10 protein-coding genes are annotated in these 12,052 nt (G+C 73.0%); all 10 read left to right on the top strand.

The window, feature by feature from the left end:
* Positions 1-57: 57 nt before the first annotated feature.
* The 10 genes from B1759_RS06995 to B1759_RS06955 all read left to right on the top strand — a co-directional run bounded on the left by B1759_RS06995 (position 58) and on the right by B1759_RS06955 (position 12,019).
* Entirely contained in the window at positions 58-2,394 is a 2,337-nt protein-coding gene (locus B1759_RS06995) for a serine/threonine-protein kinase (RefSeq protein ID WP_158225157.1), read from the top strand.
* Between the two features lie 140 nt (positions 2,395-2,534).
* Positions 2,535-3,761, top strand: coding sequence for a CNNM domain-containing protein (locus tag B1759_RS06990; protein WP_095514300.1), 1,227 nt, complete (start codon positions 2,535-2,537; stop codon positions 3,759-3,761).
* A 39-nt stretch (positions 3,762-3,800) separates the two neighbouring features.
* Positions 3,801-4,331: a toll/interleukin-1 receptor domain-containing protein gene (locus tag B1759_RS06985; protein WP_095514299.1), complete on the top strand. Its 531-nt coding sequence runs from the start codon at positions 3,801-3,803 to the stop codon at positions 4,329-4,331.
* 97 nt (positions 4,332-4,428) lie between these two features.
* On the top strand, positions 4,429-5,370 hold the full coding sequence (locus B1759_RS06980; protein ID WP_095514298.1) for an SH3 domain-containing protein: 942 nt from the start codon (positions 4,429-4,431) through the stop codon (positions 5,368-5,370).
* A 400-nt stretch (positions 5,371-5,770) separates the two neighbouring features.
* Positions 5,771-6,274 (top strand): hypothetical protein, encoded by a 504-nt coding sequence (locus B1759_RS06975; protein WP_095514297.1) that lies wholly within the window; start codon positions 5,771-5,773, stop codon positions 6,272-6,274.
* Between the two features lie 59 nt (positions 6,275-6,333).
* Entirely contained in the window at positions 6,334-7,818 is a 1,485-nt protein-coding gene (gene murC / locus B1759_RS06970) for a UDP-N-acetylmuramate--L-alanine ligase (protein WP_095514296.1), read from the top strand.
* Positions 7,819-7,902: 84 nt separating this feature from the next.
* Entirely contained in the window at positions 7,903-8,700 is a 798-nt protein-coding gene (locus B1759_RS06965; protein ID WP_095514295.1) for a helical backbone metal receptor, read from the top strand.
* Positions 8,701-8,779: 79 nt separating this feature from the next.
* The gene (locus tag B1759_RS06960) at positions 8,780-9,664 is read left to right on the top strand and encodes an aldo/keto reductase (protein ID WP_095514294.1); all 885 of its coding nucleotides are present in this window, start codon (positions 8,780-8,782) and stop codon (positions 9,662-9,664) included.
* Positions 9,665-9,758: 94 nt separating this feature from the next.
* Positions 9,759-10,916, top strand: a complete 1,158-nt coding sequence (locus tag B1759_RS19225) for a CaiB/BaiF CoA-transferase family protein (RefSeq protein WP_143537292.1) — start codon at positions 9,759-9,761, stop codon at positions 10,914-10,916.
* Positions 10,917-10,948: 32 nt separating this feature from the next.
* A complete protein-coding gene (locus B1759_RS06955) occupies positions 10,949-12,019 on the top strand; it encodes a carboxypeptidase-like regulatory domain-containing protein (RefSeq protein WP_143537291.1) in 1,071 nt (356 codons plus the stop codon).
* Positions 12,020-12,052 lie beyond the last annotated feature (33 nt).

The following is a 12,052-nucleotide window of genomic DNA, read 5'->3' as shown; positions in this document are numbered from 1 at the left end:
CCGGATCCGACCTCTGCACACGGTTCGCCTCTGCCTCTCCCGCCCTTACCGCCCTCCATGAACCAGGGGCCGACCTTTCACCGCCGCGCCGCCGCGCTCTTCTCTGACGCCCTGGAGTGCCCCGACGCCGGGGCCTTCCTGGACGCCGCCTGCGACGATTCCCGCCTCCGGGCCGAAGTCGAGTCGCTGCTGGCGGCTCACGCGACCGCAGGCGACGCGCTGACGCCGCCCACCCTCGGCCGCGTGCCCGAGGCCGGCGCGCTCGTGGGGGAGGAGGTGGGGCCGTGGCGAATCGACGCCCTCCTCGGCGAGGGCGGCATGGGGGCCGTCTACCGCGCCCACCGGGCTGACGGGACCTACGAGCGCGAGGTGGCGCTGAAGATGCTCCGCCCCGGCGTCCCCGGGGCCACGGTGCTCCGACGCTTCCTCGCCGAGCGCGACGTGCTGGCCCGCCTGGAGCACCCCGGCATCGGCCGCCTCTACGACGCTGGGGTCGACGCCGCGGGCCGCCCGTTCCTGGCGATGGAGTGGATCCGCGGGGCGCCGGTCACCCTGTGGGCCCGGGACGCGACCGTCGATGCGCGGCTGGAGGTCTTCGTCCAGGTCTGCGACGCGGTCGCGTTCGCGCACCAGAACCTCGTCGTCCACCGTGACCTGAAGCCATCGAACCTGCTCGTGACGGAGGAAGGCGGTCCCCCACGGGCGATGGTCCTCGACTTCGGCATCGCCAAGCTGCTCGACGCGCCCGAGGCGGCGCACACGCGCACAGGCCCCGGTCCGCTCACGCCCGCCTACGCGGCGCCCGAGCAGGTTCGTGGGGAGGCCGTTACGACGGCCACCGACGTGTACGCGCTCGGCGTGGTGCTCTACGAGGTGCTCGCCGGGCAGCGGCCGTACATCGTCGACGGCGCCTCGCCGACTCAACTGGAGCGGACGCTGATGACTCGGCCCGCGCGCCCCAGCGCCGTCGTGCCCGAGCCCGAGCGTGCGCGTCGGCTCCGCGGCGACCTCGACACGATCGTGCTCAAGGCGATGGCGTCCGAGCCGGGACAGCGCTACGCCACCGCCAGCGCCCTCGCCGACGACCTCCGCCGCCACCTCGCGGGCGAGCCCGTCACCGCCCGCCCGCCGACGCGGCGCTACCGCCTCGGCCGGTTCGTCCACCGGAATCGGACCGTCGTCGGGGTGGCCGCCGCCGCGACCGTGCTGCTGGCGACGGTGACGGGCGGCTACCTGCTGCGGCTCCAGACCGAGCGCGACCGGGCAGAGGCGCGCTTCGACATCGCGCGGGAGGCGGCGCGGGCCATGATCTACGACATCCACGATGCCGTAGCGGGGCTGCCCGGCGCCACGCCTGCACGGGCCCTTCTGGTGGATCAGGCGCGCGATTACCTCGACCGGCTTTCGGCCCTCTCCGGCGACGACCCAGCGCTCCAGATCGACCTCGCAGGCGCCTACCTCCGCGTCGGCAATGTGGAGGGGCGCCCGGTGGGCGACAACCTCGGGCGGACCGCCGACGCGCAAGTCCGCTACCGACAGGGCCTGGCCCTGCTCGGCCGCCTCCCGAGGGGCCTGCCCGACTCGCTCGCCGCCGCGGCGGCCCACACCGAGGGGCAGTTGTGGAAGGGCCTCGGCGTCATCGCCGCCTCCACCGCCACGCCCGACTCGGCGTTGGCGGACCTCGGGCGGGCGCTCACCGCCTATCGCCGCGCCGTCCGTCTGGCGCCCGACGCCGCCGACTACCGCGTCGACCTCGCCTCCGCGCACATCAACATCGGCGACTACTCGGGCCACCCGTACTTCCCCAACGCCGGACGCCCCGACTCCGCGCTGGCCCACTATACCCGCGCCCGCGCGTTCCTCGAAGCCATCCCCGAGGCCGAGCGCTCGCTCTATGCCCTCCGCCTGGACGGCATCACCTACGAGCGCGAGGGAAACCTGTACCGGTCGCAGGGCGACCTGGACCGCGCCGTCGCCCCGCTGACGCGCTCGCTCGCCCTCCGCCAGCAGATCGCTGCGCGCCCGGACGCCAACGCGGACGCGATCCGCGACGAGGGCGTCGGCCACGAGGCGCTCGGGTTGCTCGCCATCGAGCGTGGCCGGTTCGCAGAGGCCGAGCGGTCGCTCCAGACGGCCTTCGCGGTCTACCGGCGCCTCGCCGATGCCGACGTGGAGAGCGTAAACGCCCAGCAGACGCTCGCCTTCGGGCACCTCAACCTGGCCCGCCTCTACGGCGACCCGGACGGGCCAGACGCCGGGCGCCCTGCCGAGGCCCGCCGCCATGCCGCCGAGGCGGCCCGGATCTTCCGCGCCCTCGCCGACGGCGACCCGGCCAACGACCGCCTCCAGGCGCTCGCCGCGGACGCGGAGACGCTCCGCGCCCGGATCGGGTAGCCCCGCCTCGGCGCCGAAGTGGACGGGGCCGACGAGCCGTTCGCCAGGGTGGCCTGTCGCCGGTGTCTCCGCGGGGCGTCCGAGGCGGGCGGACCCGGCGGGCGGCGGGCGGAGTACAGGGAGGAGGTTTCCCACCCCCCATGCCCCTCTCCCTGCTCCTTCTCGTCCCCGGCGGCACCGCCGCTGCGGGCTCCGGCTCCCTCACGCTGCTCATCGTGTTCGTCGTGCTGGCGATCGGCGTCAGCTTCCTGTGCTCCGTGATGGAGGCCGTGCTCCTGAGCGTCTCGCCCGCCTACATCGGCGTCAAGGAGGCCGAGGCGCCTGCGACGGCGGCCCGCCTCAAGGCTCTCAAGGCCGACATCGACAAGCCGCTCGCGGCCATCCTGACGCTCAACACCATCGCCCACACCGTCGGCGCGACGGGCGCGGGCGCGCAGGCTGCCGCCATCTGGGCGGGCCAGGACCTGTGGATCGTGTCGGCCGTGACCGTCTTCTCGGCCGTCCTCACGCTCGGCATTCTGATCCTGTCCGAGATCATCCCTAAGACGCTCGGCGCCGTCTACTGGCGCGGGCTGGCGCCGGTCGTGGCCCGCGTCCTGCCGCCCATCATCACCGCGCTCCAGCTGACCGGCCTGATCTGGCTCTCGCAGGTGATCGCGAAGGGCCTCTCCCATGGTGAGAAGGAGGGCGCCGTGAGCCGCGAGGAGCTGGCCGCGCTCGCCCAGATCGGCACCGAGGAGGGGGTCTTCGACGAGGCCGAGGGCCGCATCCTCCAGAGCCTCTTCCGCTTCCGACAGCTGGCCGCCAAGGACGTGATGACGCCGCGGACGGTCGTCGTGGCGTACTCCGAGGAGACGCCGCTCGGCACCATCGCCCGCGACGGGACGCCGTTCTCGCGCCTGCCGGTCTACCACGGCGACCGCGACCACATCACGGGCTACGTCCTCCGCGACGACGTGCTGGCGGCGGTGGCCGAGGGGGGAGAGGAGAAGCCGGCGTCGAGCGTCGCCCGCGAGATCCTGACCGTCCCCGACTCGCTCGCGCTGCCGACCCTCTTCGAGCGCCTCCTCGACCGCCGCGAGCATCTCGCGCTGGTCGTCGGCGAGTACGGCGGGACGGCGGGCGTGGTCTCGGTGGAGGACGTCGTGGAAACGCTCCTCGGGCTGGAGATCGTCGACGAGGTGGACCACGAGCACGACATGCAGGTGGCCGCCCGCGAGCGCTGGGCGGAGCGCGCGACCCGCCTCGGGCTCGTCGCCCCGGGCGACCCGGACGCGACGCTCGCCGAGGTGGAGCAGGCCGTCCGCGAGAAGGAGGCCGTCGTCCGGAGCGGGATCACCGGAGGGGAGCCGCCGCCGGTCGGGTAGCCCCGGTCCTACCTTGCGTCACGTCCGCTTCAGTCCGGCATGGCGCACGACGTGTTCATCTCCTACTCCTCCGTCGACAAGCCGACGGCGGACGCGGTGTGCGGGCACCTGGAGAAGGCCGGGGTCCGCTGCTGGATCGCGCCGCGCGATGCGCTCGGGGGCGCCCACTGGGCGGCGTCGATCGTCGAAGCCATCCGAGGGTGTCGCGTGATGGTGGTCGTGTTCTCGTCCCACGCCGACCGCTCCCGGCAGGTCATGCAGGAGGTCGAGCGCGCGGTCCACAACGGGCTCGTCGTGCTGCCTTTCCGCATCGAGGACGTGCGTCCGACGGCGGGAATGGAGCTGTTCCTCTCGGCGCCGCACTGGCTGGACGCGCTCACGCCGCCGCTCGAAGCCCACATCGACGTGCTCGTCACGACGGTCCGCCGCCTGCTGGGGGAGCCGGTCGCCGAGGCGTCCCCTTTGCCCGTTGTGCCGAGGCGCTTCGTCGAAGTGCCGCCCCACACGTTCGACCGGCGGCCGGGCCTTCTGGGCCGCATCCGGTCGTTCTTCGACCCACCGGACGGGTAGCGAATCGGACACGGTCTGCGGAGACGTGTTTTTGCCTACGGGTGTGCGCGTGTTTGGAGGTGACGGCCTATGTTGAGGCTTCGTTCACGAAATCGCCATGTCTGCCCGCTGTCCCACCTGTCACGCGACCTACGACGCCGAGACCACGTACTGCATCCGCGACGGGACGCGCCTCGTGCGGGATCCTGCCCCTGCCGTTGCCCCGTCGCGTGCTGCGGCCTCGCTCTCGATGGGCCTCGTGCTCGGTGTGTTGGGTGGCGTGGTGGTGGTGCTGGCCGCGGCCGTCGTGATGCTCTACCTCCGGTCCGAGCGGGCACCGGTGGTGGTGACAGTGGATCCGGCGGGCGAGGCCTTCGGCGACCCGCCAGAGGCCTACCGCGAGACACAGGGAGGCGCTGGCGGTGTGATGGGAGACGGCGACGTCGTTGACTCTCCGCCGACCGAGGTGGAGGTGCCCTCGATTCCCGGCCGGGATCTGCAGGTGGTGGGCACCGCGCCGCCCCCGCCGCCGCGTCCCAGCGCCGCCTCGTACGGCCCCACGCGCGTCGTCACCAGCGGCGACGGGCTGCTGCTGCGGGCCGGACCGGGCCGGCAGTACGACGTGCTCGGCAAGATGCTGCCCAACGACGTGGTCATGACCCAGCGGTGCGAGAGCGGCACGCCCGGTCGGCGCTGGTGCCAGGTGGAGTACGGCGGCATCCAGGGCTGGGCGCTCGACGAGTTCCTCGACGTCGGGGGCGTCTCGCAGGACACGTCGAGCGGGCTGGAGGATGCCTTCGCGGCCGCCGATGTGGTCGGCCGCCCCGCCTACATCGACGGGTCGGAGGTGACCTCGATCAACCTCCGCGCGCGGCCTTACGTGGGTGGGGAACTGCTGACCCGCCTGACGCCCGGCACGTCGCTGATGGTGTTGCGCTGCCTCCCGTACGGCTGGAGCCTCGGCGGGCGCACCATCACGGGGCGCTGGTGCTTCGTCAACGCGCAGACCAGCGGGCGGACCATCTCGGGCTGGGCGTCCGACGGGGCGCTCCGCTGGTAACCCTGAGTCCCACGCATCCATGACTTGTACGACCTGCCACGGGGCCCTCCGGCCGGACGCCGCGTTCTGCCCTCACTGCGGACAGAAGCAGGCTCCCGCCGTGCCGTCCAGCGCGTCGCGTGCCGCGGACGCCCTCTGGACGTCTCCAGGAGCAGCTCCGCCGCCGCCCGAGCGATGGGCTCCGGCCGACACCGACGACACGGTGCTCCGGTCGCGGCCTGAGGCGGCCGATGCGACCCCGCCGCCCGTCGTCCCGCCGCCGCGGCCTGGCCCGTCCCCCGGTCCGTCGCCGTCCTATGAGTCTCCGCGTCCGGCCGTGCCCGGCGCCAGCAGTGGCCCGTCGGTCTCCGGGTCGCTCCTGAGCCGTGCCCGTCGGGGTGAGGAGGCGGCGCTCGAAACCATGTTCCGTCAGTTCGTCGACGAGGACGAGCAGGTTCTCACGGCGGCCTACCTGGGGAAGATGGGCTTCCTGTTCGCCACAGACAGCTTCGGGTGCGTCACCGACCGGCGCGTCGCGACCATCCGGTCCGGTTCCTTCGGCGAGTTGCTCTACCAGGACGGGTACCTGGACGAGATCAACAGCACGGTCGTCCACCAGCCGGCGATCTGGATGCTCTACGTCGTGTTCGGACTGTACGTGCTGCTCGCGCTCTCTGTCGCCTCGCCCTTCTTCGTGTTCGAGCCGCTGTTCGCGATGTTCGTGTTCGCAGTCCTGCTCGTTCCGGGTCTCCTGATCCCGCGCTTCTACTACCGCCTGGTGAAGTCCGGGTTGGTGACGGTGATACGGGAGGGCGTGTCGGTGTACATGTTCGCCGACCGGCAGCGGCTGGCGAAGGCGAACGAGATGCTGCGGACGATATCGTCCTATCGGGAGCGGCGCGTGGCTCGGCTCCACGCGCGGTAGCGCGCCGCGTCCATCGTTTCCGCGTGGACGCTGCGGGGACAACGGCGGTAGCATCCGCCATGCGCCGACTCGAAGACTTCGCCGACGCGGACCTCCGCGTGTTCGACCGTCCTCCGCTGCCTCCGCCGGAGGCCATCCGGGACGTGTACCTGATCGGGATCTGCGGCAAGGGCATGGGCGCTCTCGCCGAACTGCTCGCCGAGGCGGGCTACACCGTCCGCGGCAGCGACGAGGCGGCCTACCCGCCCATGTCGACCCGACTCGCGGCGGCCGGCATCCCGATCCACGAGGGCTACGACCCCGCCCACCTCGACCCCGCGCCCGACCTGGTCGTCGTGGGCAACGCGTGCGTCCCGACCCACCCGGAGGCCGCCGTGGCGCGCGAGCGCGGGCTGACGCAGGCGTCGCTGCCGGAGGCCCTCGCGCACCTGTTCCTGAGCCGCCGCCAGCCTGCCGTCGTCGCGGGCACGCACGGCAAGACGACGACCACGGGACTGCTCACGCACGTCCTCCGCGAGGCCGACCTCGACCCCGGCTTCCTCGTCGGCGGCGTGATCGTGGGCGAGGAGCGGACCGCGGGGACGGGTACCGGGCCGGTGTTCTGCGTCGAGGGCGACGAGTACGACGCGGCCTACTTCGACAAGCGGCCCAAGATGATCCTGTATCGCCCGCATCGGGCGATCGTGACCAGCCTGGAGTTCGACCACGCCGACATCTACGCTGACTGGGCGGAGTACAAGCGCGCCTTCCACGCCTTCGCCGCGCTGCCCCCGCCGGACGGCCTGCTGGTCCTCAACGGCGAGGACGCGGAGGTCCGCAAGCTGGCGAAGCGGACGTGGGCGCGCGTCCGCCTCTACGGCCAGGAGGGGAAGGAGCCGGACGGCCTCTCGTTCGACGTCGCCGCGCGTGACCTGACGCCGGTGCCAGGCGGGCAGACGTTCGCGCTGGTCGTCCACGGCGAGGCCGTCGCCGACGTGCGGCTGCCGATGGGCGGGCGCTACAACGCGCTCAACGCGCTGGCCGTCGCCGCCGTCGCGCTCGATGCCGGGGCCACGCCCGCCCAGGTCGCCTCCGGACTGGCTACGTTCCGCGGGATGAAGCGGCGCCAGGAGGTCGTTCACGACGGCCGTGTGCTGGTCGTGGATGACTTCGCGCACCACCCGACGGCCGTGGACGCCACCATCCGGGGTGTGCGGGAGCGCTGGCCGGGGCGTCGCGTGGTGGCCGTCTTCGAGCCGCGCTCCAACTCCAGTCGCCGCGCGGCCTTCGAGGCGCCCTACGCCGAGGCGCTCACCGCCGCCGATGCCGTCTTCCTGTCCACGCCGCCCCTCCGCCACAACGACGACCCGGCCGACTTCCTGGACGCCGACCGGGTCGCCCGGTCCATCACCGAGGCGGGCACCCCGGCCTCGGCCTACCCGTCGGCGGAGGCGCTGCTGCCGGACCTGCTGGCGGACCTCCGCGACGACGATCTCGCCCTCGTGATGTCGAACGGTTCCTTCGATGGCCTGGTGGGCAAGCTGACCGCCGCACTGGGCGCGTGAGCCGCGGTGATCGCTTGTGAATCGGGCGAAGGCGCAACCCGAGGCCGAGGCGCGGAGTGGCAGGGAGGCCCCACCACCACGCCCATGCCGTTCTTCGACGCCCCGGATGCCCTCGGGCGCTCCGTCCGCCTGGACGCGCCGCCCCGGCGGATCGTCTCCCTCGTGCCCTCCCAGACCGAACTCCTCGCCGACCTCGGGCTCGACGCCGAGGTGGTCGGCCTGACGCGCTTCTGCGTCCATCCCGACGGCTGGAAGGCGGCCAAGACGATCGTCGGGGGGACGAAGACGGTCAACGTGCCGCGGCTGGTGGGGCTGGCGCCGGACCTCGTGATCGCCAACAAGGAGGAGAACCCGCGCGAGGAGATCGAGGCCGTCGCCGCCGAAGGCGTGCCGGTCTACGTCACCGACGTGGCCGACGTGGACGGCGCCCTCGCCATGATCCGGGGCGTCGGTCGGCTGGTCGGCCGGGTGCCCGAGGCGGAGGCGTTGGCGACCGAGATCGCGGGCGGGTTCGCCCACCTCGGCGCCGAGGCGGAGCCCCTCCGCACGCTCTACCTCATCTGGCGCGACCCCTGGATGACCGTCGGCGGCGACTCGTTCGTGTCGGACGTGATGGACCGCGCCGGGCTCGCCAACGTCGCCGCCGACCGCGCCCGCTACCCGGCGCTCTCCGACGACGAGATCCGCGCCCTCGCTCCGGACGTGGTGTTGCTCTCCTCCGAGCCATACCCGTTCTCCGCCGCGCACATCGCCGAGGTGCAGGCGCTCGCCCCCGGGGCCCGCATCGTGCTGGCCGACGGCGAGGCGTTCTCGTGGTACGGGAGCCGGCTCCGCCACACGCCGGGCGTCCTCGCGTCGCTCCGCGGGCACCTGGTGGGCTGAGCGCTGGGCGGCATTTTCGCGGAACGGGAGCCACCGGGCGTCGATCCAATCGGTCCCTCTCTCTTTTCCTCTCCGATCCATGCCGTACATCGCCACCTCCGACACGCCCGCCCACGCCTCCGGCACCTTCGACCTCGGCGACGGGCTCACCGTCCGCCGCCTCGGCTACGGGGCCATGCGCATCACCGGCGACGGCATCTGGGGCCCGCCCGAGAGTCACGACGCGTCGATCCGCGTCCTCCAGCGCGCCGTCGAGCTGGGCATCGACTTCATCGACACGGCCGACAGCTACGGGCCGTTCGTGTCGGAGGACCTGATCCGCGAGGCGCTGCACCCGTACGGCGACACCGTGATCGCGACCAAGGGCGGCCTGCTCCGCACGGGCCCCGGCGATTGGCGCCTTCTCGGCAAGCCCGACTACCTCCGCCAGGCCGTCCAGATGTCGATGCGCCGTCTGGGCGTCGACACGATCGACCTGTATCAGCTTCACCGCATCGACCCCGAGGTGGACCGGGCCGACCAGTTCGCGGTCCTCAAGGAGTTCCAGGACGAGGGCTGGGTTCGCCTCGTCGGCCTCTCCGAGGTCTCCGTGGACGAGATCAAGGCCGCGCAGGACGCCGGGCTGACGGTCGCCACGGTCCAGAACGAGTACAACCTCGGGACGCGCAAGTCCGAGGACGTGCTCGACTTCTGCGAGGCCGAGGGCATCGGCTTCATCCCGTGGTACCCGCTCAACGCCGGGAAGCTGTCCGACAGCGACATCCTGGAGGAGGCTGCCCAGCAGCTCGGCGCGTCGCACAGCCAGGTTGCGCTGGCGTGGCTCCTCAAGCGGTCGCCGGTGATGCTGCCCATCCCGGGCACGTCCAGCGTGGCGCACCTGGAGGAAAACACGGCCGCCGCCGAACTGGAGCTGTCGGACGAACTGTTCGAGGCGTTGGACGAGGCTGCCGGGCAAGCGGCGTGACCTCCGACCGGGACGCCAGAGTGTCCCGATCGAGGGTGGCACGGATCCCGGGGGATCGGTAGGGGCGTATCGCACGACGCCTCTACCGACTCTGATGCCTCTCTCTGATCTCCTCGTCGTCGAACTGGCGAGCGTCCTCGCGGGGCCGAGCGTCGGGATGTTCTTCGCTGAGCACGGCGCGCGCGTCGTCAAGGTGGAGGCGCCGCAGGGCGACGTGACGCGGCGCTGGCACCTCGCGACCGAGGACTCGGCAGACGATCGGCCCGCCTACTTCTGCGCCGTCAACTGGGGCAAGCAGTCCGTCACCCTCGACCTGACCACCGAGGCGGGCCGGGACGCGCTGCACCGGTTGGTGGCGACGGCCGACCTCGTCGTGTCGTCGTTTCGCCCCGGTGCCTCGGCCCGCCTCGGGGCCGATGCGGACACGCTCCGCGCGGTCAACCCGCGCCTCGTCGTGGTCGAGGTGGATGGCTACGGCGCCGATGACCTCCGCACCGGCTACGACGCCGTGATCCAGGCCGAGGCCGGGTTCATGGCGCTCAACGGCGCCGCGGACGGCCCGCCCACGAAGATGCCCGTCGCCCTCGTGGACGTGCTGGCGGCGCACCAACTCAAGGAGGCCGCGCTCGTGGCGTTGCTGGCACGCGAGCGGACCGGCGAGGGCGCGACCGTCCGCGTGTCGCTGCTCGGCGCGGCGGTGTCGTCGCTCGCCAACCAGGCTGCCAACTGGCTGACGGCGGGCGTGGCGCCGCAGCGGATGGGCTCGGCGCACCCGAACATCGCGCCCTACGGCACCCCGTACCCGACCGCGACCGGTGCCATCGTGCTGGCCGTCGGCACGGACCGCCAGTTCGCGGCGCTGGTCGAGGCCGTCGGCCGGGAGGACCTCGCTACCGACGCGCGGTTCGTCACCAACGCGGGCCGGGTCCGCCACCGGGCTGCACTCGACGCCGTGCTCACCGAGGCCCTCGCCGGACAGGAGCGGGACGCGCTCCTGGCGACGCTGGCCGAGCGGGGCGTCCCCGCGGGAGCCGTCCGTTCCGTTCCGGAGGTGTTCGTGCAGCCCGAAGCCGCCCGTCTCGTGGTGGACGACGGCGCGGGCCACGCGGCCGTCCGCACGGTCGCGACGGAGGAGGGGCGGGCCCTGACGCCGCCCCCGCGCCTGGGGGCCGACACACAGGCGGTCCTCGCCGCCCTCGGTCTCTCCAGTGCCGAGGTCGACCCGCTCGCAGGACCCGGCGGAGGGCCTTGACGCCGCGGGGCTCCGGTCGCAGACTGTCTCGCGTGCGCGCGCTCGTCCTCTTCGCCCTTCTGGCCGTTCCGGCCCTCGCCCAACCTGCCGTCCTCCTGGGGACGGTCCGCGATGCCGACGGGGCGCCGCTGCCAGGGGCGAGCGTCTACCTCTCCGGCACCGCTCGGGGCACCTCGTCGCAGCCCGACGGCGCGTACCGGCTCACCGGTATTCCGCCGGGCGCGGTCCGCCTCGTCGGGTCGATGGTGGGCTTCACACCCGAGGTCCACGAGCTTCGGCTGGGTCCGGGCGATACGCTCACGGTGGTCCTCACGCTGGCACCGACGACACAGGCCCTCGGCGCCGTCGCCGTCGAGGCGCGTCGTGACGGCCGATGGGCCGAGCGCCTGGAGCGATTCCGCCGGACCCTCATCGGTGAGTCCGAGAACGCCGACTCCACGCGCATCCTCAACCCCGAGGTGCTCGACTTCCGGACGAGCTGGGGCTCGCTGATGGCGGAGGCCCGCGCGCCGCTCGTCATCGAGAACCGGGCGCTGGGGTACCGGCTGACGTACGACCTCCACGCCTTCGAGGCCAGCGCGACGAGCGTCCGCTACGACGGCGACGAGCGGTTCGAGGCCCTCGTGCCCGCCTCCGACGCCGAGGCCGAGCGGTGGGCCGCCGCCCGCGCCCGCGCCTTCCGGGGCTCGCTCCGTCACCTCCTCCAGTCGCTCATGGCGGGCGCCACCGAGGCCGACGGCTTCGGGCTCGACCTGGCCCGCGAGGACACGTACGGCGCGTGGCCTGTCGTCCGCGCCAACCCGGACTGGCTGATCGAGGTGGACGCAGACGGCTGGGCCACGCTCCACGTCCGCGGACGGCTGGACGTGACGTACTCCGGCGAGCCCGAGGAGGCGGCCTACCTCCGGTCGGACTGGTTCCGCGAGCCCCGGCGCCGCCCGGACCCGGTCCAGCGGTCGTCGGTGTTCGTGGACGGGAGCCGGGCGCGGATCGACCCGCAGGGCACGCCCGAGGACCCGTTCGCCGTCTCGGTCTCGGGCCACCTCGCCTTCGAGCGGCTGGCCGACCTCGTCCCGGCCGAGTACGTGCTGCCCGCCGACTGACCTCACCCACCTCGGCGCCGAGGCGGATGGAGC

The organism is Rubrivirga sp. SAORIC476 (genome assembly GCF_002283555.1).
GTDB lineage: Bacteria > Bacteroidota > Rhodothermia > Rhodothermales > Rubricoccaceae > Rubrivirga.
Note: the sequence above shows the minus strand (reverse complement) of the source record. Positions and strands in the feature narration are given on the sequence as shown.